Below are 25053 nucleotides of genomic sequence, written 5' to 3' on the forward strand. Positions count from 1 at the left end.
CCAGCCCTCTCCCCATGGGAGAGGGAGCCAGGCCTTGCCATGTGCAGTTCCCTGCCCCTCAAGGGGGGAGAGGGGAGCAAGGTGCGAAGCAGCGCCATCGCTGCGGTCGCTCGAGAGGATCCGCGGATTGCCGCCAATTCAATTGTGTGCGATAATAAAACAAAAATGTGCGATAATCGAGACAATTCTTTTTGCGGGAGAGAAAAATGGCGGAAACGGCCGGGGAAATCGGGAGCAAGTCGGGCGGTTGTCCGGTAAGCGGGCACGGCGGTTCCGGCTGTCCGGTGTCGGAGCTTGCCGCCAATTTCGATGCCTTCGAGGGGCCCTACCAGGTCGATCCGGCCGAGGCGCTGCGCTGGTCGCGCGATCAGCTGCCGGTCTTCTACAGCCCGAAGCTCGGCTACTGGATCGTCAGCCGCTACGACGACATCAAGGCCGTCTTCCGCGACAACATCCTGTTCTCGCCCAAGAACGTCCTGGAAAAGATCTCGCCCGCGATCCCCGAAGCCATGGAGGTTCTGAAGGGCTACGGCTATGCCATGAACCGTACCATGGTGAACGAGGACGAGCCGGCCCATATGGAGCGCCGCCGCGCCCTGATCGGCCATTTCCTGCCTGAAAATCTCGCGGCGAACCAGGAGATGATCCGCCGCCTGACCCGCGAGAAGGTCGATGCCTTCATCGACTGCGGCCGGGTCGATCTGGTCGATGCCATGCTCTACGAGGTGCCGCTCAACGTGGCGCTGCATTTCCTCGGCGTGCCCGAGGACGAGATCGCCGTCCTGCGCAATTTCTCGCTCGCCCATTCGGTCAACACCTGGGGCAAGCCGACGCCGGAAAAGCAGATCGAGGTGGCGCATTCGGTCGGCAAGTTCTGGCAATATGCCGGCTCGGTCATCGAAAAGATGAAGGCGGAACCGGACGGCCGGGGCTGGATGCATGAAACCATCCGCAAGAACGCCGAGATACCCGACGTGGTGCCGGACAGCTACGTCCATTCCATGATGATGGCGATCATCGTCGCCGCCCACGAGACGACCTCGCTTGCCTCCGCCAACATGTTCAAGACCCTGCTCAGCCACCGCGAAGCCTGGGACGATATCTGCGCCGATCCGTCACTGATCCCGAATGCGGTCGAGGAATGCCTGCGCTATGCCGGCTCCATCGTTGCCTGGCGCCGGCAGACTACCGGGCCGGCACGGGTGGGCGATGTCGATCTGCCGGAAGGCGCGAAACTTCTGATCGTTCAGGCGTCGGCCAACCAGGACGAACGCCATTTCGAGGATGGCGACACCTTCGACATCTACCGCGACAACGCGGTCGATCACCTGACCTTCGGCTACGGCGCCCACCAGTGCATGGGAAAGAACATCGGCCGCATGGAAATGCGCATCTTCCTGGAGGAGGTGACGCGCCGGCTGCCCCATCTGCGCCTGGCCGAGCAGGAGTTCAGCTATCTTCCCAACACCTCGTTCCGCGGTCCCGATCATCTTTGGGTCGAGTGGGACTCGTCGGAAAATCCCGAACGCCGCGATCCCGGCCTGCTGGACCGGACATTGGAGTTCCCCGTCGGCGCGCCGGCGCGCAAGGACATCGCCCGCCGGATCAGGGTGACCGGTGTCCAGACCGTCGCCGACAGGATCGTTCAGCTGACCGTCGAGGATGCCCATGGCCGCGCCTTGCCGAACTGGAGCCCCGGCGCCCATATCGAGCTTTGCCTCGGCGGCTACGACCGCAAGTATTCGCTCTGCGGCGCGCCGGGCGAGAACGCCTATACGGTCGCGGTCCTGCGTGAGGACGAGGGCCGGGGCGGGTCGCGTTATATCCACGACACGGTGAAGCCCGGCATGGAAATCCGGATGCGCGGGCCGCACAACCTGTTCCGCCTGGACGAGGACGCGGAGCATTACCTGCTTGTCGCCGGCGGTATCGGCATCACGCCGATTCTGGCCATGGCCGACCGGCTGAAGGCGCTCGGCAAACCTTACCAGCTGCATTACGCCGGCCGGTCCCGCGCGGCCATGGCCTTTGTCGATCGCGCCGCCCGCGACCATGGTGCGGCATTGAGCGTTCATGCCAGGGAGGACGGGGCGCGGATGGACCTGCCCGGCCTCGTCGGTGCCTTGCCCGAAGGCGGCCGGATCTACGCCTGCGGTCCGGAACGCATGATCACCGCGCTGGAGGATCTGACGTCAGGCCTGCCCGAAGGCACTCTGCGCTTCGAGCATTTCTCTTCCCATAACACCGGCCTCGACCCGGAAAAGGAACAGGCCTTCGAGGCAGAACTGAGCGACTCCGGCCTGACCGTGCAGGTAGCCGCCGACCAGACGCTGCTCGATGCCATCCGCGCGGCCGGCATCGATGTCGCCAGCGATTGCTGCGAGGGACTGTGCGGCAGTTGCGAGGTGCAGGTGCTCGACGGCGACGTCGACCACCGCGACGTGGTGCTCAGCCGGTCCGAGCGGGCGGAAAACAACCGCATGATGGCCTGCTGCTCCAGGGCGAAGAATGGCGGGCGGCTCAGGCTCGGTCTTTAGCGGCCGGTCGCGACGATCATTCGCTAAAGGTCCGAATTCCCCGATTTTGATCGACATCAAGTCGCCTGTTTTGGATGGTGTTATTCTACACTCATGAATTGAGGCGCGCTTCTTCATGGCAATCGGCAATACCAGCGGGATCAGCAGACAGACGACGGCATGGCGCCGGATGTCGGGGGTCTGCGTCTGCCTGCTGGCGCTGGCGATGCTTGCGTTCGGCCATCTCGACCCGCCGTCGATGCCAATGTCTCATGGCGGCTATGCGGTGACGGCCTCCGCCGCTCATTCTGACAGCCACATGCCGACGAGCCACATGCCCCGGGAACATGCAGCCACACCGGGACATTGCATGCATCATGGCAATTGCGCCTTTCACGGCGTGGTTCCGGTCGTGTTCACCCTGATGCCGCCCGCAGCTTCGGCCCAACTCCTGGTCGATGAACGGGCCGGTCTTCCGCGCGTGATCTCGCCGCTGCAGCATCCTCCCAAAATGCTTGGCGCCTGACCGGCATCCTGTACCGAAGATGCCGTTGTCCGGTCTCACCGGCTTTCAGCCTCCTTTCCCCTCTGGGTGAGCCTGATCGGCGATGATGGACGGAATTCCACGGGCGGAGCCCGTGCGCACCCCCCCTTGAAGAAAGACGGATCATCGATCGGCATCAACGCGATCGGATCCGGAAAAATGGAGATGAACCATGAAGAAGATCCTTTTGACGTCCGCTTGTGCCCTCATGCTTGCCGCTGCGGCAGGCGCTGCGGAGGCGCATCAGAGCGGAAACATGATGGGCCAGTCGGGCAACATGATGGGTCAGCCGGGCACGATGATGGGCCAGTCCGGTCCGATGACGGCTCAGTCCGGCCCGGGCATGATGACGGATCAGGACAATAACCAGGCCCGGCCGATGCCCGGCTACGGATACGGCCGGCGCGGCAACATGCCGTGGGGCTACCACGGCCACATGGGACCGGGAATGATGTACGGCCGTGGCGGGGGCTACGGCATGGGTCCCGGAATGATGGGGTCCGGCATGATGGGAAATGGCATGATGGGGCGCGGCATGATGGGGCCGCAGATGATGATCCTGATGATGGACACCAACGGTGACGGCAAGCTGTCCCTGGAGGAATTCCAGGCGATCCATGGCCGGATGTTCAAGTACCTCGACAAGAACGGCGACGGTCAGCTCACCCCGGACGAGATCCGGAAAAACTGGCAGGACGACGACGATGGGGATGAAGGCGGCGACGCCAAATAACCTCCATACGTCCTTCTCCGTGTCGATGCGGCGCCGGGGCTTGTCTCCGGCGCCTGTCCCGAACCGTCAGACGGAAGGAACAGACCCATGAAACCTGTCACGATCACCGCACTTGCAAGTGTGTTCACACTTCTTGCCGCGGTCCCTGCGGCCTATGCGGCCATGCATGAAAACGCTCCCGAGATGTCTCCCCGTCGCATGATCAGCCCCGGCCTCGTCATGCCGCACATGGATCCGGCCCGCGGCCGGGTGCTGTTTGCGAGCAAGGGCTGTGTCGTCTGCCACGCCATCAATGGTGTCGGCGGCGAGGATGCCCCGGCGCTCGACGCCGATACCATGCCGCTGCCGATGAACCCGTTCGAGTTTTCGGCGAAGATGTGGCGCGGCGCCGAAGCAATGGTCGCCATGCAACGGGAAGAACTCGGTGCCCCGATCGAACTCTCCGGCCAGGAACTCGCCGACATCATCGCCTTCGTCCACGACGCGCCCGAGCAGAAAACCTTCTCGGTCTCCGACATCCCGGACTCGATCAAGGCCCTGATGGACAAGGATGAGGAGGGCGGTGACGAAAGCCATGAAGGCAAGGCCGCAAAGAACTGAGGCCCTATTGCCGACAAATAATGAGTTCGGCCGGGCCGCGACGTCCGGCCGAAAGGAGGCTATGGCCACATCGGGTTGGCGCTGAAGGTCCGGCCATTTCTCTTCCGGGTGAACGACCGCCGGTCTTTACCAAGATTTAAGCTTTCACTCGAACCCGGGCATGGTTTGAGGCATTTTTAGTCAAATTTTTCAACCTGCCGGAAAACCGGCCGTCGCGCGTGAAAAACCTATGACCAGTACGAACCGGGAAGCCTGGGTCGACATTGCCAAGGGACTGTCCATCATCCTCGTGGTGATGATGTATTCCGCCTACAATACCGGTGAATACACCGGCGAGGTCGGCTATCTGCATTACGTCATCGGCTTTGCGACGCCGTTCCGGATGCCGGAGTTTTTTCTCATTTCCGGCCTGTTCCTGTCCAAGGTCATCGATCGCCCGTGGCGTCGCTATGCCGACCGGCGGGTCGTTCACTACCTCTATTTTTACGGGCTCTGGGCCGCCATCATGATTGCCCTGAAGGTGGGGATCTTCTCCAGATCGCCTGCCGCCATGACCCAGGACATGGCTGTGGCGATCTTCCAGCCTTACGGCGTCTTGTGGTTCATCTACATGCTCGGCGTGTTCAGCGCCGTGGCGAAACTGTGCCGGCAGTTCCGCATCCCGCACTGGGTCGTCGTCCCGGTCGCTGCAGCGCTGCAAATGGCGCAGATCGAATCCACCAGCTACATCGTCCAGCAGTTCGCCGCCTATTTCATCTTCTTCTATGCCGGCTACCTGTTCGCGCCCCTCGTGTTCCGGTTGGTCGCCTGGACGGACGCGCGTCCGCGGCAGGCCCTGTTGGCCCTCGCCGCATGGGCGGTGGTGAACGGGCTTCTGGTGTTTTCGCCGGGGTTCGAAGTCCTGCCCAGGGGCATGCAGATGGGCTACGCCGCCTTTCCGCCGCTGCATCTTGCCCTTGCGCTTGCCGGTGCTCTGGCCCTGTGCATCTCCGGCGCCCTTCTGGCAAAGGTCCGGGCCATGGACTGGCTGAGGTGGCTGGGTGAGCATTCCCTTGTCATCTACCTGGCCTTCACGATCCCGATGTCGATCGTCCGCGGCGTCGCTCTGTGGAGCGGCCTGATGACCCAGACCGGACCACTCAGCTCACTGGTGCTGGTGTCGTCGATAGCCGCACCGGCCGCGATGTTCTGGCTGATCAGGAAAACAGGCATGGGCACCTTCCTGATCGAACGTCCGGCCCGGGCGCATATCACCGGCACCCGCCCGCTCGTGGCCACCAACTCGTAACTTTTCAGTTTCAGGGTGGGCCTCGAAGGGCTCGCCAACCCGGCAGGAGAGGATCCCCTGCCGGAGTGCTCGCGTCCCGTTACTGGCCGGCCTGGAAATACGGCTTCGGGCTGTCCGAAGCCTTCTGTCCAAGAGCGTAAACCGTGTATTTCGCATCCTTGTCGTAGCCCATGCCGAGCGACCCGCTGGGCATGCCGGGCACCGCCAGGCCGCGAATGTCGGGCCGTTCGCTCATCATCTTGTCGATGGCTTCCAGCGGCACATGGCCTTCCAGGATATATTTCGTGCCGTTGCCCATCACGGCCGTGTCGCAGGCTTCCATGTTGTCCGGGATGCCTGCCTGCTTCTTGATCGCGGACAGGTCTTCCATGTCCTGTACGATCACCTTGTAGCCGGCTTTCTCGACGGCATCCGTCCAGATCTTGCAGCATCCGCACCAGGGCGACTTGAAGACCGTGATGGTGTTTTCGTCTCCGGCGTGGACCGGCAGGGAAAACAGGGAGCCGGCAAGGATTGCGGCTGCGAAGAGATGGGTCCTGTTCATGTTTAAGTGTCTCGCTTGATTCTATCGAAGATTGGGATTTGTCCGTGAAGCGGCGCAGGACGGAGTGCATGTCTATGCATTCAGGTCTTGGCACGACGCTGTGAAAACGGAGACAAATCGGCAACCGGCATCGTAGGGCCGGCAGGGTCTGCAAGGATGTCAGACTGCGATCGGAGGCGGATCGTTCCCAAAAAGAACGACCGGGTGATGCCTGTGTATCGAATGCGCTTCGGCTGTTTGCGAGCGTTCGAGGACAGGCATCGGAACGGTCACGACCAGGCCCAGGCAATCCATCGGGCAGGTCGATCCGTCCATCGGGCCTTTCGATCCGGACGATTTCTTGCAGCAGGTCATGGCCTCGTGGCTATGCCCGGACGCAGGCTTGATCTTCTGCTCCGGTTTGCCGGCCTGTTGCGCATCTATCGCGAGCGCATGCGGTGATGCGAATGCAGGTCCCTGTGCCGCCAGGGAATGAATGCCGGCGACGGCAAGGATCAGGAGTGCGGTCAACAAACTGCGCATGCGTAATTGGTCGCTTCCGCGGATCGAATATTCCAGCCGCTCTTCTCGAAGAGGCTGGTCACAAATTCAAGGTTCCAGCAGGTGGAAGGTCAAGTGCCTTTTCCGATGGCTGGATCCGTTGTGTCGAGCCCGGGTAAGGGGAAGCTTCAAAGATATCGGCCCTAAAGACTGGTGCGCATGCGGTAGCCGGGTGCGTAGGTCATGCGCACATGGGTGATCGGCTCGTCGCCGTTCCAGGTGGTGCGCTCGACAACGAACAGCGCCGTGCCGACCGGCGCGCCGAAATGGGCGCTCAACGTCTCGTCCGCGTTGGCCGCGAAAAACACCATGTCGCCGCCGGTGTAGGGCGCGGTCTGTACCAGCCACTCGTTGGCGCTGATATCCTTGAAATCGGTTTCCGCCATCTCCGGCACGGCGGCGATGTTGGTGTAGCGTTCCTCGTAGATGAACGGCTGGTCGTCCGCATAATGCATGCTGCGCATGAACAGAACATCGGCGCCGTCCGGCAGATGGAACGCGCCGCCGAGATGCGGCGGCAGTTTGCGCATATCCCGTTCCAGCACCGCATGGCGGTAGGTGGCGCCGCGCGCCTCGACTTCCTCGCGCACGATCGGAATGGTCAAGGTCGCCTTGTGGGGCGGATTGACGGCGATCCGAGTACCAGCCTTGCGCCGCCGGGTGACCAGGCCCGTCTCCGCCAGGTCCCGGAGCGCCCGGTTGACCGTGGTGCGGGCGCAGCCGAATTCCTCCGCCAGCTCCGCCTCGCCGGGAATGAGATCGCCCGGCTTCCATGTCCGGTCATGGATGCGGCGCAGGAGTTCTTCCCGGATCTGGGTCCAGGAATTGGCTTCGCGAAGTGTCAAAGTTTCTGCCTCAATGCGCGCATCGTTGTCCGGTAGCGGTCTCTTATAGCCTCAGCTTGCCGATGTCTCCCCCCGGTGACCACATGCCGCCCCGCGGACCAGACGTCGGCGACCATCCGGTCGTCGCCGGCAAAGACCCAGATGTCCAGGGTCTCATCGCCCCTGGTGCGGTCGAGATCGAGCGCGGTACCGTCAAGGGCGAGCAGGTCGGCATACCGGCCGGGCGCTAGGGCTCCCGAGGCGCGGCCCGCCGCCTGTGCGCCGCCGGCAAGCGCGGTTTCGTAAAGCACCCGCCCGGTGGACTTTTCCGGTGTGGCGACGCTGGCCCGGCATTTGTCGCGCAGGCGCTGGGAATATTCGAAGGTGCGCAGCTCTTCCGAAAGCGAAATGCGGATGTTGGAATCCGAACCGATCCCGAACTTACCCTTGGCCGCGAGATAGTTCACGCCGTCAAAAATGCCGTCGCCGAGGCTCGATTCGGTGATGGGGCAGAGACCGGCCACCGCGCCTGTCGCGGCCAGACCGGAGGTCTCCTGAGCCGTCATCTGGGTGCAGTGGATCAGGCACCAGTTGTCCGTGACCTCGTGCGCATCCAGCAGCCAGTTCACCGGGCGCTTGCCATAGGCGGCTTCGATCTCCTCGACTTCCTTCACCTGTTCGGCGAGATGCATGTGCAGCGGCGCAGTGCCGGCAAGCTCCACGCAGCGGGCGAGGTCTTGCCGTGTCACGGCGCGAAGCGAGTGGGGCGCGACACCGATCCGGGCATCTTCAGGCAAAGCGGCGACCGCCCTTGCCGCCGCCTGGTGCAGCTTCTGGAAGCGGTCGAAATCATTGCCGAAGCGGATCTGGCCGTCGCCAAGCGACCGGCCGTCGCAGCCGCCCTGGCTGTAGAGCACCGGCAGCAGGGTCAGGCCGATGCCGGTCGTACTGCTCGCGGTGACGATCCGTTCCGACAGCTCGGCGATGTTGTCATAAGGCGTGCCGCCCGGCTGATGATGGACATAATGGAACTCGGCGACGGCGGCATAACCCGCTTCCAGCATTTCCATCTGCACGAAGGCGGCGATCGCCTCGATGTCGTCCGGGGTCAGCACGTCGAGAAAGCGGAACATGATCTGGCGCCAGGTCCAGAACGTGTCGCGGCTTTCGGAACCGCGCCGCTCGCTCATGCCGGCCATGGCGCGCTGAAAGGCATGGCTGTGCAGGTTGACCGGGGCGGGGAGCAACGTGCCGACGCGGGTGCCTTCCGGCGTAGCGCCTTCCGAAACCTCGGCGATCTTGCCGTCCGGAGTGATCACCACGCGCACGTTTTCCTTCCATCCGGAAGGCGCCAGGGCGTTGTCCGCAAAGAGGATCTGCGTGCCGGCGGGGGCTGTGGAACCGGAAAGTGTCTGCAAGGCATTCATCCGCGTTGACAGGTTAATATGTGCATGCATAATCGCTTATATCGCGATTTAATCAAGTCCTGGAACGAAACGTGTCGGCAACTCTTCTCACAAACGCCAAGCTTGCCACGATGGAGGCCGACGGCGAAGCCTACGGCCTGGTCGAGCGCGGTGCGCTGGTGATCGAGGCGGGCAGGATCGCCTGGTGTGGGCCGGCAGCAAGCCTGCCGTCTGCATTCACGGATCTGCCTGCGGAAGATCTCGGCGGACGTCTGGTGACGCCGGGCCTGATCGATTGCCACACCCATGTGGTCTTCGGCGGCAACCGTGCCCGTGAGTTCGAGATGCGTCTTGAAGGGGCAAGTTACGAGGAAATCGCCCGCGCCGGTGGCGGCATCGTCTCCACCGTGCGGGCCACCCGTGCGGCCGGTGAAGCAGACCTCCTGGCCGATGCCCTGAAACGGGTCGATGCGCTCATTGCCGAAGGCATCACCGTGCTGGAGATCAAGTCTGGTTACGGTCTCGATATCGAGACGGAACTGCGCATGCTGCGCGTCGCCAGCAAGGTCGCCGAAAGCCGCCCGGTACGGGTGAAGACCAGTTTCCTCGGCGCTCACGCGATACCCGCCGAATTCAAGGGCGAACCGGACCGTTATCTCAACGAGGTCTGTCTGCCTGCACTTAAGGCCGCCCATGCGGAAGGCCTGGTCGATGCGGTCGACGGCTTCTGCGAGGACATTGCGTTTTCGCCGGAGCAGATCGCCCGGGTGTTCGACCTGGCGAAGGACTTTGGCCTGCCGGTCAAGCTCCACGCCGAGCAGCTTTCCAATCTCGGCGGCGCGGCGCTGGCGGCCCGATACGGAGCGCTTTCCGCCGATCATCTGGAATATCTCGACGAGGCCGGCGTGACGGCCATGGCGGACAGCGGTTCTGTCGCCGTGATCCTGCCCGGCGCCTTTTACACGCTACGCGAAACTCAACTTCCGCCGGTTGATCTCTTCCGGAAACACGGTGTGCCGATGGCGGTCGCCACCGACTGCAATCCCGGTTCCTCACCGCTCACGTCCCTGCTGCTTACCCTCAACATGGCCTGCACCCTGTTCCGCATGACCCCGGAAGAGGCGCTTGCCGGCGCAACCCGCAACGCGGCGCAGGCGCTCGGCCTTGAAGATTGTGGTATTCTGAGCGCCGGAAAACGGGCCGACCTGGCCGTCTGGGATGTCGAACACCCCGCCGAACTCAGTTACAGGATCGGCTTCAATCCGCTCTACCGGCGCATTTTCGGAGGTGCCGCATGACCGGCATTGTTCTCATCCCCGGCGTCGTCACGCTGCAGGACCTGGAAACGGTCTACCGCTCAGGCGTTCCGGTCACCATCGACCGCTCGGCGAAGCCGGCCATCGACGCGGCGGCGGAGCGTGTCCGGCAGGCGGCGCTCGGCTCAGAGGCCGTCTATGGCGTCAATACCGGTTTCGGCAAGCTCGCCAGCGTCAAGATCGCGCCGGAAGACACCGCCACCCTCCAGCGCAACCTGATACTGTCCCATTGTTCCGGCGTGGGCGAGGAGACCGAGCCAGCCGTCGTCCGGCTGATGATGGTGCTGAAGCTCCTGTCTCTTTCCCGCGGTGCCTCCGGCGTGCGCTGGGAGATCCTGACCCTGATCGAGGACATGCTGGCAAAAGGCGTCCGGCCGGTGGTTCCGTCCCAAGGCTCGGTCGGCGCCTCCGGCGATCTGGCGCCGCTCGCCCATATGACCGCCGTGATGATCGGCGAAGGCGAGGCGGATTTCGACGGCGAACGCCTGCCCGGCGCAGTCGCCCTGAAAAAGGCCGGCCTCGAACCGGTTGTGCTCGGCCCCAAGGAGGGCCTCGGCCTCATCAACGGCACCCAGTTCTCGACGGCCTACGCACTCGTCGGCCTGTTCGACGCCTGGGCCCTGGCGCAGGCCTGCCTGGTGACCTCGTCGCTTTCGACCGACGCCATCATGGGCTCGACCGCACCGCTCCTGCCGGAAATCCATGCCCTGCGCGGCCATCGCGGCCAGATCGAGGTCGCCGCCGCCATGCGCGAGCTGATGGAGGGCTCGGAAATCCGCGAAAGCCACCGCGACGGCGACAGCCGGGTCCAGGATCCCTATTGCATCCGCTGCCAGCCCCAGGTCGTCGGCGCCTGTGTCGACCTCCTGCGCATGGCCGGACGGACGCTCGAAATCGAGGCCAATGCGGCGACCGACAATCCGCTGGTCCTGACCGAGGCGGACCGGATCGTCTCCGGCGGCAACTTCCACGCCGAACCGGTCGCCTTTGCCGCCGATCAGATTGCCCTTGCCCTGGCCGAGATCGGCTCGATTGCCCAGAGGCGCGTCGCGCTGATGGTCGACCCGACGCTCTCCTTCGACCTGCCGCCTTTCCTTGCCATGGATCCGGGTCTGAATTCCGGCCTGATGATCGCGGAAGTGACCACGGCCGCCCTGATGAGCGAGAACAAGCATCTCGCCCATCCCTGTTCGACCGATTCCACCCCGACCAGCGCCAACCAGGAAGACCATGTCTCCATGGCGGCCCACGGCGCGCGCCGGCTCGGCCGGATGAATGCCAATCTCGCCAATATCCTCGGCGTGGAACTGCTGTGCGCCTCGCTTGGCATCGAGTGCCGCGCGCCGCTGAAGACAAGCGAAGCCCTGCAGTCCGTGATCGCGCGCCTGCGCCAGGACGTGGCGCCGCTCGAAACCGACCGTTATCTGGCCCCGGACATCAAATGGGCCGCAGGTCTGGTCTCCTCCGGCGCCGTTGCCGCTGCTGCCTCGACAAACGAACTCCTGAACCTGGAGTGGCAGCCATGAAGCCCGTCGAGATCTTTGCCGGCGACAGCCCGGTCGTTCTCGGCGTGCCCCATGCGGGCACGTTCATTCCCGACGACATCCGCGCCCGGCTCAACGAAACCGGTCTGGCCATCGCCGACACCGACTGGCATGTGGACCGGCTCTATTCCAACCTTCTGCCTGGCGCGAACATGGTCTGCGCCACCTTCCACCGCTACGTGATTGATGCCAACCGGGACCCGGAGGGCGTCAGCCTCTATCCGGGACAGAACACCACCTCGCTCTGCCCGGTGACCGATTTCGACGGTCGCCCGATCTATCTGGACGGCGAAGAACCTGGAGCAGACGAGATCGAGCAGCGCCGGAAGACCTGGCACGCTGCCTATCACGAAGCGCTCGCCGCCGAGATCGAACGGGTGCAGGAGCTGCACGGAATAGCGATCCTGTACGACTGCCATTCGATCCGTTCCCATGTGCCTTTCCTGTTTGAAGGCACGCTGCCCGATTTCAATATCGGCACCAACGGCGGCACCACCTGTTCGCCGGCTGTCGAAGCTGCGATCATCGCCCGCGCCAGGGCAGCCGATGGCTACACCAGCGTGCTCAACGGTCGCTTCAAGGGCGGCTGGACCACGCGCCATTACGGCCGGCCGGAAACCGGTGTCCACGCCATCCAGATGGAACTGGCCCAATCGACCCATCTCACCACCGAAGCAGCCCCCTTTGCCTATGACATGGCAAAGGCGGAGCGGCTTCGGGTGCATCTGAAGGAAATGCTGGACGAACTCGCCCGGGTCGCCGGCAATCTCCCCAAAACCGGCGCTAAGGAAACAACAAGATGACCGGAGGAATGTCCATGGCTGACCGCCGCCACAACACCCGCGACGTGTTCCCGCCGACCGGAACCGAGCTCAATGCCAAGTCCTGGCTGACCGAGGCTCCGCTGCGGATGCTGATGAACAACCTGCATCCGGACGTGGCGGAAAACCCCCATGAGCTGGTCGTCTACGGCGGCATCGGCCGCGCAGCCCGCACCTGGGATGACTTCGACCGCATCGTGTCCGCGCTGAAAAGCCTGGAAGAGACCGAGACCCTGCTGGTCCAGTCCGGCAAGCCGGTCGGCGTGTTCCAGACCCACAAGGATGCACCGCGCGTCCTGATCGCCAATTCCAACCTGGTGCCGCACTGGGCAACCTGGGATCATTTCAACGAGCTGGACAGGAAGGGCCTGGCCATGTACGGCCAGATGACCGCAGGCTCCTGGATCTATATCGGCACCCAGGGCATCGTCCAGGGCACCTACGAAACCTTCGCCGAGGCGGGTCGCCAGCATTATGACGGCAATCTCAAGGGCAAGTGGATCCTGACCGCCGGTCTCGGCGGCATGGGCGGCGCCCAGCCTCTGGCGGCCGTCATGGCCGGCGCCTGCTGCCTCGCCGTGGAATGCGACGAGACCCGCATCGATTTCCGCCTGCGCACCCGCTATCTCGACGAGAAGGCCACCTCGCTCGACGAGGCGCTCGCCATGATCGACGCCTGGACCAAGGCGGGTGAGGCCAAGTCCGTCGGCCTGCTCGGCAATGCCGCCGACATCTTCCCCGAACTGGCCGCCCGCGGCATTCATCCCGATATCGTCACCGACCAGACCTCGGCCCACGATCCGATCAACGGATACCTGCCCAAGGGCTGGACGTTGGGCGAATGGCGCGCCAAGCGCGAGAGCGACCCCAAGGCGGTGGAAAAGGCGGCCCGTGCCTCCATGCGCGAGCATGTGGAAGCCATGGTCGCCTTCTGGAACCGGGGCATCCCGACCCTCGATTACGGCAACAACATCCGCCAGGTCGCTCTCGACGAAGGCTTCGAGAATGCCTTCGCCTTCCCGGGCTTCGTGCCCGCCTATATCCGTCCGCTGTTCTGCAAGGGCATCGGTCCGTTCCGCTGGTGCGCGCTCTCCGGCGATCCGGAGGACATCTACAAGACCGATGCCAAGGTGAAGGAGCTCATCCCCGATGACGAACACCTGCACAACTGGCTCGACATGGCCCGCGAGCGGATCGCGTTCCAGGGCCTGCCGGCGCGCATCTGCTGGGTCGGCCTCGGCCAGCGTCACCGTCTCGGCCTCGCCTTCAACGAAATGGTGCGCTCCGGCGAACTGAAGGCGCCGGTCGTGATCGGCCGCGATCATCTGGATTCCGGCTCCGTCGCCTCTCCCAACCGGGAGACGGAGGCCATGCAGGACGGATCGGACGCGGTCTCCGACTGGCCGCTCCTGAACGCGCTTTTAAACTGCGCCTCCGGCGCAACCTGGGTTTCGCTCCATCACGGTGGCGGTGTCGGCATGGGCTTCTCCCAGCATTCCGGCATGGTGATCTGCTGCGATGGCACGAAAGAAGCTGATGAACGGATTGCCCGCGTGCTGTGGAACGACCCCGCGACCGGGGTCATGCGCCACGCGGACGCCGGTTATCAGATCGCAATCGACTGTGCCAAAGACCATCACTTGAACCTTCCCGGGATCCTCGGTCCCGCTGAATAAACAAGAACAACAAGACGTACCCGGACAACAGGAGAACAGCTCACATGAAATCGAAACTGATTGGATTTGCAGCCGTCGTCGGTGTCAGCCTCGGACTGGCCGGCGCCGCCCACGCGGACCAGCTCGCCGACATCAAGGCAAAGGGCAAGATCACCGCAGCCACCGAGATGCACTACGCCCCGTTCGACCTCCTGGTCGACGGCAAGTACGAGGGCATCTGCCACGACCTCTTCACCGAGGTCGCCAAGGAACTGGGCGTCGAGGTCGAGTTCCTCGATCTGCCGTGGCAGTCGATCCTGCCGGGCCTGGAAGCCGGCAAGTTCGACTTCGTCAACGCACCGGTCACCATCACCGCCGAACGCATGAAGCGCTACAACTTCACCCTGCCGATCGGCAACGCGACCGTGGCCCTTGCCAAGAAGGCCGGCGACGACAGCATTTCCAAGCCGGAAGATATCGCCGGCAAGGCGGTCGGTTCCCAGAAGGGCTCCGCCCAGCTGGAACAGCTCAAGGCCTTCTCCGCGACCCTCAACCCGCCGGCCGACGTGCGTGAATACGTCAACATCGACGAAGCCCTCGCCGACCTTGCCGCCGGCCGCATCCAGGCGGTCGCCAACTCCATGCCGCTGATGGGCTATGCCGCCGTGCAGCGCCCGGGCCTGTTTGAAATGGTCATGCCGCCCTTCGGCACGCCGAAATATTTCGGCTGGGTCGGCACCGGTGGCGAAGACAGCAAGACGCTGATCGCCGCCATCAACGATGCGATCCTCAAGATGCACGAGGACGGCCGCCTCAAGGCCATCAACGAAAAGTGGCTCGGCACCTCTCCGGACCTGCCGACCACCATGCCCGACGTCAAGTAAGCTGACGACGAAGCCCGGCGGGGGATCCTCTGCCGGGCTTTTCGCTGTCATAGTGGAGTGAATCGTTTTTGGATTGATCCATTCGGCGTCGAAGAACGGTCTGTCCAAATGCAACTCCCTCCAACCGCACGATCAACGCGGAGAGCGAAGGCGTGAATTTTTCCTTCGACGTCATTTGGCACAATCTGCCCTATCTTCTGGCCGCGGCCCGCTGGACCCTGCTGATTTCGGTCGCCGGTATGGCGATCAGCATCGTCTGGGGCGTGTTCCTGTGCGCGGCGCGGATTTCCAAAAACCGGCTGCTCGCCAATGTGGCGGCCCTTTACATTTCCTTCTTTCGCGGCGTGCCGCTGCTCGTGCAGCTGCTGATGGCCTATTACATGCTGCCCTATGTCGGCCTCGACCTGCCGGCGATCGCCGCCGCGATCCTGGCCGTCGGCCTGTGTTCGGCCGCCTATACGGCGGAGATCCTGCGCGGCGCGCTGCAGGCCATTCCCGCCGGACAGACCGAAGCCGCCCATGCGCTGGGCATTCCGGGTTTTTCGCTGTGGAAGCGCATTCTTGTGCCCCAGGCGATCCGCATCGGCCTGCCGTCGCTGGTCAACGAACTCATTCTGCTGGTCAAGGTGTCCTCGCTGGCCTCTGTCGTCGGCATCGGCGAACTGACGCGGATATCCCAGAACATCACCGGCCAGACCTACCGGCCGCTGGAGATCTACATCGCGGCAGCCGCGATCTATTTCCTGATCAACCTGGTCATATCCGGTCTCGGCCGGCTGGCCGAAAAGCGGCTTCAGGCCGGGTGAGGGCGGGCGATGGAACTTGATCTCTTCGTCCGCTACGGACCGGCCCTGATCCGCGGCTTCGGCGTCACCATCCTGTGCTGGGCGGCAGGCTCGCTCGGCGGCCTCGTGCTCGGCTTCGTGATCGCCTGTCTCTACCGCTGGAGCATCGCGCCGGTGCGCTGGGTGATCTACGCCTATGTGGAGGTGATCCGCGGCACGCCGTTCATGATCCAGCTGTTCATCCTCTATTACGGCGGCCCCTATGTCGGGCTGGTGCTGTCACCGGTCCAGGCGGGCATCCTGAGCTTCATCGTCTACGGCAGTCCCTATTTCTCGGAAATCTTCCGCTCCGGCTTCAATGCGGTTCCGAAGGGACAGGTCGAGGCGGCGCGCTGCGTCGGAATGGCCGAAGCCACCATCCTGCGCCGGATCGTCCTGCCGCAGATGCTGGTGCCGATCACGCCGCCGCTCACCAACTTCTTCATCATCCTGACGAAGGAAACCGCGATCCTCTCCGTCGTCACCGTGCCGGAGCTGCTCTACGAGACCCAGACCATGGCGGCGGAAACCTTCACCTACGTCGAACCCTTCCTGGTGCTGTCGCTGTTCTACTGGCTGATGGTGATCGGCACCAACTGGCTGGGCGGACGGGTCGAGGCGCGGGTGACGCGCCACCTGAAACGCGCCTGAGTAAAAACGGAACCTGACCATGGCCGACACGACACCGAAATCCAATGGCGCCGGCGAACCGATCATCACGGTGCGCAACATGGGCAAGTCCTTCGACGACTTCGTCGCCCTGCGCGACGTCACCCTGGACGTGAACCGCTCCGAGGTGCTGTGCCTGATCGGGCCTTCCGGCTCGGGCAAGAGCACGCTGCTGCGCTGCCTGAACTTCCTGGAGGCCTATGACGCCGGCGAGGTCCGTCTCGACGGCGAGCTGATCGGCTGGCAGGAGGGCGTCTCGCCCCGCAAGGCGCGCTCTTCCGGCACGTTGCGCAAGCAGCGCCAGCATATCGGCATGGTGTTCCAGCAGTTCAATCTCTGGCCGCACATGACAGCCCTTGAGAATGTCGCCGAGGCGCTGATCCAGGTGAAGGGGATGGGCAAGGCAGCAGCCTGTGAAAAGGCCCAGGCGGCCCTTGCCAAGGTGCATCTTTCCGACAAGGCGCAGAGCTATCCGGCCAACCTCTCCGGCGGCCAGCAGCAGCGCGTGGCGATCGCCCGCGCCATTGCCATGGAGCCCAGGGTCATGCTGTTCGACGAGCCGACCTCGGCGCTCGATCCGGAACTGGTCGGTGAGGTGCTCGCCGTCATGAAGGAAATGGCGGCGGAAGGCATGACCATGGTGGTCGTCACCCACGAGATGGGTTTCGCCGCCCACGTCGCCGACCGGGTGGCCTTCCTCGACGCCGGCCGCCTCGTCACCTGCGCCCCGCCCGCCGACATCTTCGCCCGCGAACCGGACGACGCCCGCGTCCGCTCGTTCCTGCAGACCTACCGCGAGCGGAACGTGGTCTGAGGCGCGAGACCTGGCTCCCCGGTCCACGGCTATAGGACCCGCCAACCAGCGACGAACCACCCGGTTGTCATCCCGGTTTGGCGCGCCAGCAGCAAGACCGGGATCCAGTACTCCGTGCTGCTTGCGGTGGAAAAGAATGTTAATTCAGCAGATTACCGGATCCCAGCCTTCGCTGGGATGACAACATACGTTCTGACTGAGCAGGTTGCCCTTTACCGCTTTCGCGAAGGCCGGCCAACGATTACCCTCCCGACAAACGCTGCCCGCGACCGGGAAGGGATCCCATGGACGAACTCGACCTCAACAGAGCCTTCACGCTGATCGAACCGGGGCCGGTCGTTCTGGTGACGACCCATGACGGCGCCAGGGACAATATCATGACCATCACCTGGACCATGGTGCTGGGCTTTTCGGCCGAGTTCGCGATCACCACCGGGCCCTGGAACCATTCCTACACGGCCCTGCGCGACACCAAGGAATGCGTGCTGTCCATCCCCACGGTCGACATGATCGACACCGCCGTTGGCATCGGGGTCTGTTCCGGAACGGATACGGACAAATTCGAAAAATTCGGCCTGACCCGCGTCAAAGGCAGGCACGTGAAGGCCCCGCTGATCAAGGAATGCCTCGCCAATATCGAATGCCGGGTGGTCGACTTCGTCGACCGGCACAGCATTGTCATCCTTCAAGGCGTCGCCGCTTACATCGACACCGCACGCGAGGAGAAAAGAATGATCCACGCGGTGGGAGACGGCACCTTCATCGTCGACGGCGACACCATCGACAGACGAGAAATGATGCGCTCCAAACTTCCGTCAGGGGTGTAGGGTAGGGAACCGGCGCGCCGGCGAACAATTATTTCGGATAAGACGATATTTCAGGGAGTAAGCCGCATGAGAAACATAGTGCTCAAGTCGATCCTGGGTCTGATCGTCTGCCAGATCGCCGGTTTGGGCCTGTCAGGGGCCGCTCTCGCCCAGCCCTCCTACGATTGTTCCAGGGCGGCGCAGCCGGACGAGATCGCCATCTGCAATGACCCGCTTCTGTCGGCGGCGGACCGGATCATTGCCGGAGCCTACGACCGCTACCGGGGCGAGTTTCAGCCCAAGCGCGAGGTCGCCCGTCGTTTTCTGAGCGACCGCAACGGCTGCGGGAGCGACCGTGGCTGTATCGCCGCCGTCCAGGCGCGGATGCTGTCCACCTACGCATCGCCGGAAGGCAACGGCGGCACTCTGCCCTGGCTGACCAGCTACGCGAAGGCCCTGACCGGGTTCAAGGCCGCCGGACTGGCCGCAAATGGAGCCCGCACGGGAGAGCCGCGGTTCCCCGGCGAATGCGCCCTGACGCGGATCGAGGCGGTAACCACCCGCTTCGGCGAACCGGCGTCCTACGAAAACGCGGACTCCGGCACCGCAATTTCCTATGCAAACGGGCTCAGCCAGGTCTCCTACGACCGCGACGGCCTCTACGACGTCAAGCCGGGCCAGCCCGCAGTCATCTGCCTGATGAGCATTCCCTACGACTGCCCGGACGGCGATACACGCGGCCGCGAATATTACACGCTCGATCTTGAGACGAATTCTGACTGGATCCTGGGCGACACCCAGCATTATTGCGGCGGGGCGTGATCGCAGAAGCGGCGCCGGGACAGGGTTGTGCTATCATGTCCACATTTGCGCGAGGTACGCCCGTGATCCCGACAAGACACCTGATAGCCGCCTTCCTGATTTTCGGAGCCCTGTCCCTGACAGGATCGCTTGCCCAAGCGGCCGAGCGCAAGGCATTGCCGGTCGACCAGGCGTCAAAGGTCCAGGGGTTCGAGGCCTACAGGAGCGACCTGCTGGCGGCGATTGCGCGGCGCGATGTGGAAGCGGTTGTCGCCGCTGCGTCCCAAGACATCGAACTCAGCTTCGGCGGCGATGCCGGTCCCGACGCACTGCGCTCGTTCCTGACCCTGTCGGAGGACGATCTGGCCGACGAATACAAGGACCAGGCGGACGCCATGCGCGAGGGCTACTGGGATGCCCTTGAAGAGGTGCTGCGTCTCGGCGGCAAGGCCGACGGCCCGGACGCCTTCGATGCCCCCTACACCTGGACCGTGGAACTGGGCGAAAACGACGACCCGTTCACCACCTATTTCGTCATCGATCGTGACGTTCCCATGCGCGACCGCCCGAACCGGCATGGCGCGGTCACCAAGACCCTTGCCTACGATATCGTCGAGGCGATCGACGGCGGCGAGGGCACAAGTTTCCAGAAAGTGCGCCTTGCAACCGGCGAGACCGGCTTTGTCGACAAGGCCCACCTGCGCAGCGCCGTCGACTACCGCGCCCGCTTCGAACGACGCCCCGAAGGCTGGAAGATGGTGTTCTTCCTTGCGGGCGACTGAGGCCCGAGATTTGGGCAGCTGGGCGGTTCAGGGTTTCAGGTCAGGCGCCATCGGCGTATTTGTCGCTCAACCTCCAAAGCCTCCTCGAGATCACGGATATGTTGCGGCAGATTTTTGAGCTGAGTGGACATGCAAGGCTCCGGTTGATTATCATGCCAGCACATTAAAAAACCGTCCGGGTCATGACAGCATGACTGTTTCTTGATTGCATCCTTTCGCCGTCATGGCATTGCCGCCGTTCAGTCGATAGTGCCGTCCAAGTAACCGAAAAGAAGTCTAGCCCAGTTGACCGAGAACGTCCTCGTCGGATTCGTTGCTCTCGTCGCGGCTGCTGTCCTGCTGAGCTCGCGCGTGAGAGGCCTCGCAAGTTGGCGGGCGACGGTGACACCGCTTGCCTCCATCATCGGGTCGGGCTTTCTCGTTTCAGCGCCCATTCTGGTACGTGAGGTCGGAAACTGGGCCATCCTTGCAATGGTTGGCCTGCTGGGTGCCGCCTACGTTATCGGCGAAGCGATCCGGTTCAACATCGCCCAGATAGAGCCGATTCTGAAGGAAGCCGACCCGGCCGGTAAACACCGGCTGGTCGTTGGCGTGGAGCGGCTCTCCCAGGCCGTGCTGGCTTTCGCCTATTCGATCTCGGTGGCCTATTATCTCGTATTGCTGGGGCATTTTTTTCTGAAGGGCACCGGCTCGGAAGACGAGATCCTGGCCAAGCTGATCGCCACGGGCATCCTCGGAATGCTTGGTCTTCTGGGAATGATACGAGGTCTGGAAACCGTCGAAGGGATCGAGGAATACACCGTCGGGATCAATCTCGCCGTGATCATCGCGCTTCTGGCCGGCCTCATGCTCTACAACGGCAAGATCCTGTTCGCGGGGGACTGGCAGCTCACTGCCGCAACACCCGGGATCGACGGGCAGACCATCCGTGTTGTTCTCGGTCTTCTGATCGTGGTGCAGGGTTTCGAGACATCGCGCTTCATGTTCGACGAATTCGATGCGGATATGCGAATTCGAACCATGCGCTACGCCCAGTTGATCGCGGCGGCGATCTACCTGACTTTCTTTTCGCTCTTGACGGTGCTTTTTGGCGAACTGGGCAGCGACAAAGGCGTCGCGGCAATTGTTGGCCTCGTCGCGCATGTGGCGCCGATTTTGCCATTGACCCTGGTGCTCAGCGCGGTGGCCAGCCAGTTCAGCGCGTCGGTCGCGGACTCCGTCGGGGGCGCAGGGCTGGTCGAGGATATCACGCGCGGCCGCGTGAGCCTGCATGTCATCTATCCGGTCATTGCGGCGGTTGCGATCGCCATCACTTGGAGCACCGATGTCTTCAGGCTGGTGACCCTCGCCTCGCAGGCATTTGCCCTTTTCTATTTCCTGCAGTGCGCCGTCGCGCTGATGCGGGCGTGGGGCATGACGGATTTGCACGGACGCCGCAGCCGCATTTTTCTTTTCGTCGCGGGAGGGCTGATCTCGATCTGCGTGACCGTCCTCGGCATACCGTCGGGAGGGTGAGCACCGGCGCGACGGGGTTACATGGAATGCGTCAGGCCCTGCCGGATTGAACTCGCGCCTTCAAATGCTTGAGCGCGGGCTTTGGGAGTAGCCGAATAGGCCCTCGCCTAGGATATCGTTGAGTTGATCGACGACGGCGAGGGGACGAGTTTTCATAAAGTGCGTTTGGCAACCGGCGAGAAAGGCTTCGTCGACAAAGCCAACCTGCGCAGCGCCGTCGACTACCACGCACGCTTCGAACGGCGCCCCGAAGGCTGGAAGATGGTCTACTTCCTTGCGCGGGATTGAGGCGCCGGGCGGTAGGCGACCCGCGCTCAAGCAGCCGAAGTCGATGGCGACAGAAGAAAAATGGCGGAGAGACAGGGATTCGAACCCTGGGTACCCTCGCGGGCACAACGGTTTTCGAGACCGCCCCGTTCAACCACTCCGGCACCTCTCCGCGGCACTTGGGATATTTGTGGTCTCAAGTGGCGCGGAACATAGACAAGGCGTTTCCGCCCCGCAAGAGGCAGTTTGACAGTTTCTGCAATTTTTATGCGGGGGCTGAAAAACGCGGCCGGATGGCGGAAACGCGCATTATGCCGGCACTTATTGATTGACTTGGGGGGCGTCCTGACTATATTGCCGACGCTGAACGGCGGAGTCTTTTCACAAGATTCCGCCTTTCCCGTTGTTTCAGGCCTGATCCGAGACTTCAAAAAAGCCTTCGATCGCAAAGACCCGAACCGCCGGTTTCCGGCCGGGCGGGCGCCGAGAACAACATATGACAAGCGGGCCTTCCGGTGACCGGGGCGCCTGCAACCAAGAACGAAAAGAAGGACGTGCGAGACATGTTCGCAGTGATCAAGACCGGCGGCAAGCAGTACACCGTTGCCGCAGACGACCTCCTGAAGGTCGAAAAACTCGATGCCGAAGCCGGCAGCACCGTCACCTTCGACGAAGTGCTCATGGTCGGAAACGGCACGGACACCACCATCGGCGCACCGCTCGTTGACGGAGCCAGCGTCGTTGCGGAAGTGGTCGATCAGGGCCGCAACCGCAAGATCATCGTTTTCAAGAAGCGCCGCCGTCAGAATTCCCGGCGCCGCAACGGCCATCGTCAGGCTTTCACCCTCGTCAAGGTGACCGACATCCTGACCGGTGGCGCCAAGCCCGCCAAGACCGCAGCGCCGAAGAAGGCCGCCGCTCCGAAGGCTGAGGCAAAGACCGAAGAAGCAGCCGCACCGGCTGCAGCCGCCGCGCCGGCAGGCGAAGCGGACGACCTGAAGAAGCTGAACGGACTGGGTCCGGCGATTGCCAAGAAGCTCAACGAAGCCGGCATCACCACCTTCGCCCAGATCGCAGCGATGACGGACGAAGATGTCGCCCGCGTTGAAGAAGAGCTCTCCCTGAAGGGCCGCTTCGAACGCGACAACTGGATCGAACAGGCCAAGGAACTGGCCGGCAAGTAAGCCGCCGTTCTCACCCTGATCAGAAGAACAAGCAGCGAGGAGCATCCTCATGGCACATAAAAAAGCAGGCGGTTCGTCCCGTAACGGTCGCGATTCCGCAGGTCGCCGTCTCGGCATCAAGAAGTACGGCGGCGAAGCTGTCGTCCCGGGCAACATCATTGCACGTCAGCGCGGTACCAAGTGGCATCCGGGCAACGGTGTCGGTATGGGCAAGGACCATACCATTTTTGCGACCGTGGAAGGCAAGGTGGAGTTCCAGGCGAAGGCCAACAAGCGAACCTACATCAATGTGCTCCCGGTAGCGGAAGCAGCGGAGTAAAGCCGACGTGAGTTCCAAACCCGCCGGCGCCCATTAAGCCCCGGCGGTTTGAGACAAAACCGGTCAAAGACAAAAGGGGAGATGGGCCGCCATCTCCCCTTTTCTTTTGAACTTTGACTGGAGAATGACATGGTTGTTGAAAGTGATGGTCTCTTAGACGAAAGCTGTCTGGGTGCGGCGCCCGAGCCGCAGGAAGCTGTCCGGATCCGGCTCGACATGCCGCGAACGGACGATCTGGCCGACATCGTGTTTCTGGCCAACAACCACAAGATCGCCGCGAACCTGGCGAACATGCCCCATCCGTTTTCCCTGGAAAACGCCAAGCAGCTGGTCGCCCGCGCGCAAGCCTCCCGCGGCAACAACGCCACCTTCGCCATCCGGCTGAATGTCACCGGCCGGTTCATCGGCATCGCCAAGTACGGCGAGATGGAGCCCGGCAGCCCGGTTCACATCGGCTACTGGCTGGGCGAACCCTTCTGGGGGCAGGGCCTTGCGACCGAAGCCGTCCACGCGCTCGTCGATCATGCCTTTTCCCACGGGACTATGGCGGAGCTCTCCGGCGCCTGCCGGGTGACCAACCCTGCCTCGCGCCGGATCCTGGTCAAGTCGGGCTTCCAGTACCGGGACCAGTCGATGATCCGTTCGCTCGGTGCCGGCGGTGCCGTGCCGATCGAGCGCTATTCGCTGGAACGGGCGGTCTGGTCCTCGCTGAAGCAGTGGGGGAGGTCGGCATGATGTTGCCCGTCCTGACGACCCGCCGCCTGGTCCTGCGCCCGTTCCGCGAAGGCGATGCGGAGGCGATCGCCAATCTCGGCGGCCGCGATTTCGAAGTCGCCCGCTGGCTCACCGGCTGCACCTGGCCCTACGAGGACGGCGCGGCGCAAGCCTTCGTCGACAAGGTTATGAACCAGGATCCGCTGGATTTGGACCGGATGAAGGGGCAAGCCGTCTTCGCGATCACCCTTGGCGGCATCTTCATCGGCACCGTCGCCATCCAGGCGCCGGGCGATCTGGAAGAACAGCCGGAGTGTCCGACGCTCGGCTACTGGCTCGGACGTCCGTTCCATGGTTTCGGCTATGCGACCGAGGCCGCTGAGGCCGCCCTTGCCTGGGGCTTCGAGGCCTTTCATTGCCAGGCGATTGCCGCCCGTGCCTATGAGGACAACTCTGCCTCGCGGGCGGTGTTGCGCAAGCAGGGCTTCCGCCCGGTCGGCAAGACCGTGCGTTTTGCCAAGGCGCTGGACCGGAAGGTGTCGAACATCGTCGTCCGCCTGGAGCGGTCCGATTTCGAAAGCCGTAGGGCGGCGGCGTGACCCCGGCGATCGAAACGGGGCGGCTGACGCTCCGTTCGCCGGATGAACGTGATCTGGAAAGGATCGTGGACCTGATCGGCGACTATGACGTCTCCAGCATGTTGTCGCGGGTTCCCCATCCTTATACGCAAGACCATGGCCGGGCGTGGCTCGCCCGGTCCGCGGAGCCGGAAAAACACGGCGAACGGGTCTTTGCCATCGATGACGGCAGCGGCCTCGTCGGCGCGGTTTCGTTTAGGGAATTGCATAAGACGCCCGTTATCGGCTATTGGCTGGGCCGCCGGTATTGGGGCAGGGGCTATATGAGCGAGGCCGTCAGTGCCGCGCTGGACTGGCTGTTCCGCGAAACGGACCATGACACGGTCGTCGGCGAGACGATGAATGAAAATCCGGCCTCGCTGAAGGTGCAGGAAAAACTGGGTTTTACCGTCGTGGGCGAAAGCTCTTGCGAAAGCCGGGCGCGGGGAGAAGCCCGGCCGGCGACCCGGATGGAATTGAAACGCGTAAATTTTAACAAACGGACCGCCTGACCGGCAGGACGGAA

The 25053-nt window shown here is 63.2% G+C and carries 27 protein-coding genes and 1 tRNA gene; 23 read left to right on the top strand and 5 right to left on the bottom strand.

Annotated features, from left to right (window positions below):
* The first annotated feature begins 206 nt into the window (after positions 1–206).
* The 5 genes from HK439_RS22275 to HK439_RS22295 all read left to right on the top strand — a co-directional run bounded on the left by HK439_RS22275 (position 207) and on the right by HK439_RS22295 (position 5681).
* Complete coding sequence (locus HK439_RS22275; RefSeq protein ID WP_190293689.1) at positions 207–2537, top strand: cytochrome P450/oxidoreductase; 2331 nt, start codon at positions 207–209, stop codon at positions 2535–2537.
* Positions 2538–2652: 115 nt separating this feature from the next.
* Positions 2653–3042, top strand: coding sequence for a hypothetical protein (locus HK439_RS22280; protein WP_190293690.1), 390 nt, complete (start codon positions 2653–2655; stop codon positions 3040–3042).
* 190 nt (positions 3043–3232) lie between these two features.
* Positions 3233–3793, top strand: a complete 561-nt coding sequence (locus HK439_RS22285) for an EF-hand domain-containing protein (protein WP_235988063.1) — start codon at positions 3233–3235, stop codon at positions 3791–3793.
* Between the two features lie 87 nt (positions 3794–3880).
* The gene (locus HK439_RS22290; protein ID WP_209012001.1) at positions 3881–4393 is read left to right on the top strand and encodes a c-type cytochrome; all 513 of its coding nucleotides are present in this window, start codon (positions 3881–3883) and stop codon (positions 4391–4393) included.
* A 229-nt stretch (positions 4394–4622) separates the two neighbouring features.
* Positions 4623–5681, top strand: coding sequence for an acyltransferase family protein (locus HK439_RS22295; protein ID WP_190293691.1), 1059 nt, complete (start codon positions 4623–4625; stop codon positions 5679–5681).
* Positions 5682–5760: 79 nt separating this feature from the next.
* Here the strand turns inward: HK439_RS22295 and HK439_RS22300 are convergent, their stop codons facing one another.
* The 4 genes from HK439_RS22300 to HK439_RS22315 all read right to left on the bottom strand — a co-directional run bounded on the left by HK439_RS22300 (position 5761) and on the right by HK439_RS22315 (position 9007).
* Positions 5761–6225 carry a DUF411 domain-containing protein gene (locus HK439_RS22300; RefSeq protein WP_190293692.1) on the bottom strand — a complete coding sequence of 155 codons (465 nt, stop codon included), beginning with the start codon at positions 6223–6225 and terminating at the stop codon, positions 5761–5763.
* A gap of 159 nt (positions 6226–6384) precedes the next feature.
* Positions 6385–6747: a hypothetical protein gene (locus tag HK439_RS22305; protein WP_190293693.1), complete on the bottom strand. Its 363-nt coding sequence runs from the start codon at positions 6745–6747 to the stop codon at positions 6385–6387.
* Positions 6748–6908: 161 nt separating this feature from the next.
* On the bottom strand, positions 6909–7610 hold the full coding sequence (locus HK439_RS22310) for a GntR family transcriptional regulator (protein ID WP_190293694.1): 702 nt from the start codon (positions 7608–7610) through the stop codon (positions 6909–6911).
* The gene (locus HK439_RS22315; protein ID WP_235988064.1) at positions 7607–9007 is read right to left on the bottom strand and encodes a formimidoylglutamate deiminase; all 1401 of its coding nucleotides are present in this window, start codon (positions 9005–9007) and stop codon (positions 7607–7609) included. Before HK439_RS22315 ends, HK439_RS22310 begins: the two co-directional genes overlap by 4 nt.
* 119 nt (positions 9008–9126) lie before the next feature.
* Between HK439_RS22315 and hutI the strand changes: the two genes are divergently transcribed.
* The 13 genes from hutI (at position 9127) to HK439_RS22380 (ending at position 21714) form a co-directional block, all read left to right on the top strand.
* Positions 9127–10293 carry an imidazolonepropionase gene (gene hutI / locus HK439_RS22320; RefSeq protein WP_209012006.1) on the top strand — a complete coding sequence of 389 codons (1167 nt, stop codon included), beginning with the start codon at positions 9127–9129 and terminating at the stop codon, positions 10291–10293.
* Positions 10290–11837: a histidine ammonia-lyase gene (hutH, locus tag HK439_RS22325; protein WP_190293696.1), complete on the top strand. Its 1548-nt coding sequence runs from the start codon at positions 10290–10292 to the stop codon at positions 11835–11837. The genes hutI and hutH overlap by 4 nt, the downstream gene beginning before the upstream one ends.
* Positions 11834–12658: an N-formylglutamate deformylase gene (gene hutG / locus HK439_RS22330; RefSeq protein ID WP_190293697.1), complete on the top strand. Its 825-nt coding sequence runs from the start codon at positions 11834–11836 to the stop codon at positions 12656–12658. Before hutH ends, hutG begins: the two co-directional genes overlap by 4 nt.
* Before the next feature lie 14 nt (positions 12659–12672).
* Positions 12673–14352: a urocanate hydratase gene (gene hutU, locus HK439_RS22335; RefSeq protein WP_190293698.1), complete on the top strand. Its 1680-nt coding sequence runs from the start codon at positions 12673–12675 to the stop codon at positions 14350–14352.
* A gap of 44 nt (positions 14353–14396) precedes the next feature.
* Entirely contained in the window at positions 14397–15215 is an 819-nt protein-coding gene (locus tag HK439_RS22340) for a transporter substrate-binding domain-containing protein (protein WP_190293699.1), read from the top strand.
* Between the two features lie 152 nt (positions 15216–15367).
* Positions 15368–16021: an amino acid ABC transporter permease gene (locus tag HK439_RS22345; RefSeq protein WP_328804220.1), complete on the top strand. Its 654-nt coding sequence runs from the start codon at positions 15368–15370 to the stop codon at positions 16019–16021.
* Between the two features lie 9 nt (positions 16022–16030).
* On the top strand, positions 16031–16690 hold the full coding sequence (locus HK439_RS22350) for an amino acid ABC transporter permease (protein ID WP_190293700.1): 660 nt from the start codon (positions 16031–16033) through the stop codon (positions 16688–16690).
* A 19-nt stretch (positions 16691–16709) separates the two neighbouring features.
* Positions 16710–17522, top strand: a complete 813-nt coding sequence (locus HK439_RS22355; RefSeq protein WP_209012002.1) for an amino acid ABC transporter ATP-binding protein — start codon at positions 16710–16712, stop codon at positions 17520–17522.
* Between the two features lie 284 nt (positions 17523–17806).
* The gene (locus tag HK439_RS22360; protein WP_190293701.1) at positions 17807–18349 is read left to right on the top strand and encodes a flavin reductase family protein; all 543 of its coding nucleotides are present in this window, start codon (positions 17807–17809) and stop codon (positions 18347–18349) included.
* A gap of 66 nt (positions 18350–18415) precedes the next feature.
* Positions 18416–19150 carry a lysozyme inhibitor LprI family protein gene (locus tag HK439_RS22365; RefSeq protein WP_190293702.1) on the top strand — a complete coding sequence of 245 codons (735 nt, stop codon included), beginning with the start codon at positions 18416–18418 and terminating at the stop codon, positions 19148–19150.
* Positions 19151–19212: 62 nt separating this feature from the next.
* Complete coding sequence (locus HK439_RS22370) at positions 19213–19911, top strand: SH3 domain-containing protein (RefSeq protein ID WP_190293703.1); 699 nt, start codon at positions 19213–19215, stop codon at positions 19909–19911.
* 285 nt (positions 19912–20196) lie between these two features.
* The gene (locus HK439_RS22375; RefSeq protein ID WP_190293704.1) at positions 20197–21426 is read left to right on the top strand and encodes a hypothetical protein; all 1230 of its coding nucleotides are present in this window, start codon (positions 20197–20199) and stop codon (positions 21424–21426) included.
* Between the two features lie 123 nt (positions 21427–21549).
* Positions 21550–21714 carry a hypothetical protein gene (locus HK439_RS22380; RefSeq protein WP_190293705.1) on the top strand — a complete coding sequence of 55 codons (165 nt, stop codon included), beginning with the start codon at positions 21550–21552 and terminating at the stop codon, positions 21712–21714.
* Between the two features lie 61 nt (positions 21715–21775).
* On the opposite strand, the gene HK439_RS22385 is transcribed toward HK439_RS22380, so the two are convergent.
* Positions 21776–21865: transfer RNA gene (locus HK439_RS22385), tRNA-Ser, on the bottom strand.
* A 391-nt stretch (positions 21866–22256) separates the two neighbouring features.
* Between HK439_RS22385 and HK439_RS22390 the strand changes: the two genes are divergently transcribed.
* The 5 genes from HK439_RS22390 to HK439_RS22410 all read left to right on the top strand — a co-directional run bounded on the left by HK439_RS22390 (position 22257) and on the right by HK439_RS22410 (position 25039).
* A complete protein-coding gene (locus tag HK439_RS22390; RefSeq protein ID WP_190293706.1) occupies positions 22257–22877 on the top strand; it encodes a 50S ribosomal protein L21 in 621 nt (206 codons plus the stop codon).
* Between the two features lie 49 nt (positions 22878–22926).
* Positions 22927–23196 (top strand): 50S ribosomal protein L27, encoded by a 270-nt coding sequence (gene rpmA, locus HK439_RS22395; protein WP_190293707.1) that lies wholly within the window; start codon positions 22927–22929, stop codon positions 23194–23196.
* A 129-nt stretch (positions 23197–23325) separates the two neighbouring features.
* Positions 23326–23931, top strand: coding sequence for a GNAT family N-acetyltransferase (locus HK439_RS22400; RefSeq protein ID WP_190293708.1), 606 nt, complete (start codon positions 23326–23328; stop codon positions 23929–23931).
* Positions 23928–24509: a GNAT family N-acetyltransferase gene (locus HK439_RS22405; RefSeq protein WP_190293709.1), complete on the top strand. Its 582-nt coding sequence runs from the start codon at positions 23928–23930 to the stop codon at positions 24507–24509. The genes HK439_RS22400 and HK439_RS22405 overlap by 4 nt, the downstream gene beginning before the upstream one ends.
* Positions 24506–25039 (top strand): GNAT family N-acetyltransferase, encoded by a 534-nt coding sequence (locus tag HK439_RS22410; protein ID WP_190293710.1) that lies wholly within the window; start codon positions 24506–24508, stop codon positions 25037–25039. The genes HK439_RS22405 and HK439_RS22410 overlap by 4 nt, the downstream gene beginning before the upstream one ends.
* Positions 25040–25053 lie beyond the last annotated feature (14 nt).

The sequence above is a fragment of the Roseibium aggregatum genome, assembly GCF_014692675.1.
GTDB classification, from domain to species: domain Bacteria; phylum Pseudomonadota; class Alphaproteobacteria; order Rhizobiales; family Stappiaceae; genus Roseibium; species Roseibium aggregatum_C.

Excerpts from the sequence above, each read along its gene's own strand:
- hutI (WP_209012006.1), top strand. The coding sequence starts at position 9,127 with ATGGAGGCCGACGGCGAAGCCTACGGCCTGGTCGAGCGCGGTGCGCTG.
- HK439_RS22390 (WP_190293706.1), top strand. The coding sequence starts at position 22,257 with ATGTTCGCAGTGATCAAGACCGGCGGCAAGCAGTACACCGTTGCCGCA.
- HK439_RS22305 (WP_190293693.1), bottom strand. The coding sequence starts at position 6,747 with ATGCGCAGTTTGTTGACCGCACTCCTGATCCTTGCCGTCGCCGGCATT.
- hutH (WP_190293696.1), top strand. The coding sequence starts at position 10,290 with ATGACCGGCATTGTTCTCATCCCCGGCGTCGTCACGCTGCAGGACCTG.
- hutU (WP_190293698.1), top strand. The coding sequence starts at position 12,673 with ATGGCTGACCGCCGCCACAACACCCGCGACGTGTTCCCGCCGACCGGA.
- hutG (WP_190293697.1), top strand. The coding sequence starts at position 11,834 with ATGAAGCCCGTCGAGATCTTTGCCGGCGACAGCCCGGTCGTTCTCGGC.
- HK439_RS22360 (WP_190293701.1), top strand. The coding sequence starts at position 17,807 with ATGGACGAACTCGACCTCAACAGAGCCTTCACGCTGATCGAACCGGGG.
- HK439_RS22275 (WP_190293689.1), top strand. The coding sequence starts at position 207 with ATGGCGGAAACGGCCGGGGAAATCGGGAGCAAGTCGGGCGGTTGTCCG.
- rpmA (WP_190293707.1), top strand. The coding sequence starts at position 22,927 with ATGGCACATAAAAAAGCAGGCGGTTCGTCCCGTAACGGTCGCGATTCC.
- HK439_RS22405 (WP_190293709.1), top strand. The coding sequence starts at position 23,928 with ATGATGTTGCCCGTCCTGACGACCCGCCGCCTGGTCCTGCGCCCGTTC.
- HK439_RS22295 (WP_190293691.1), top strand. The coding sequence starts at position 4,623 with ATGACCAGTACGAACCGGGAAGCCTGGGTCGACATTGCCAAGGGACTG.
- HK439_RS22290 (WP_209012001.1), top strand. The coding sequence starts at position 3,881 with ATGAAACCTGTCACGATCACCGCACTTGCAAGTGTGTTCACACTTCTT.
- HK439_RS22350 (WP_190293700.1), top strand. The coding sequence starts at position 16,031 with ATGGAACTTGATCTCTTCGTCCGCTACGGACCGGCCCTGATCCGCGGC.
- HK439_RS22285 (WP_235988063.1), top strand. The coding sequence starts at position 3,233 with ATGAAGAAGATCCTTTTGACGTCCGCTTGTGCCCTCATGCTTGCCGCT.
- HK439_RS22365 (WP_190293702.1), top strand. The coding sequence starts at position 18,416 with ATGAGAAACATAGTGCTCAAGTCGATCCTGGGTCTGATCGTCTGCCAG.
- HK439_RS22300 (WP_190293692.1), bottom strand. The coding sequence starts at position 6,225 with ATGAACAGGACCCATCTCTTCGCAGCCGCAATCCTTGCCGGCTCCCTG.
- HK439_RS22340 (WP_190293699.1), top strand. The coding sequence starts at position 14,397 with ATGAAATCGAAACTGATTGGATTTGCAGCCGTCGTCGGTGTCAGCCTC.
- HK439_RS22400 (WP_190293708.1), top strand. The coding sequence starts at position 23,326 with ATGGTTGTTGAAAGTGATGGTCTCTTAGACGAAAGCTGTCTGGGTGCG.
- HK439_RS22280 (WP_190293690.1), top strand. The coding sequence starts at position 2,653 with ATGGCAATCGGCAATACCAGCGGGATCAGCAGACAGACGACGGCATGG.
- HK439_RS22355 (WP_209012002.1), top strand. The coding sequence starts at position 16,710 with ATGGCCGACACGACACCGAAATCCAATGGCGCCGGCGAACCGATCATC.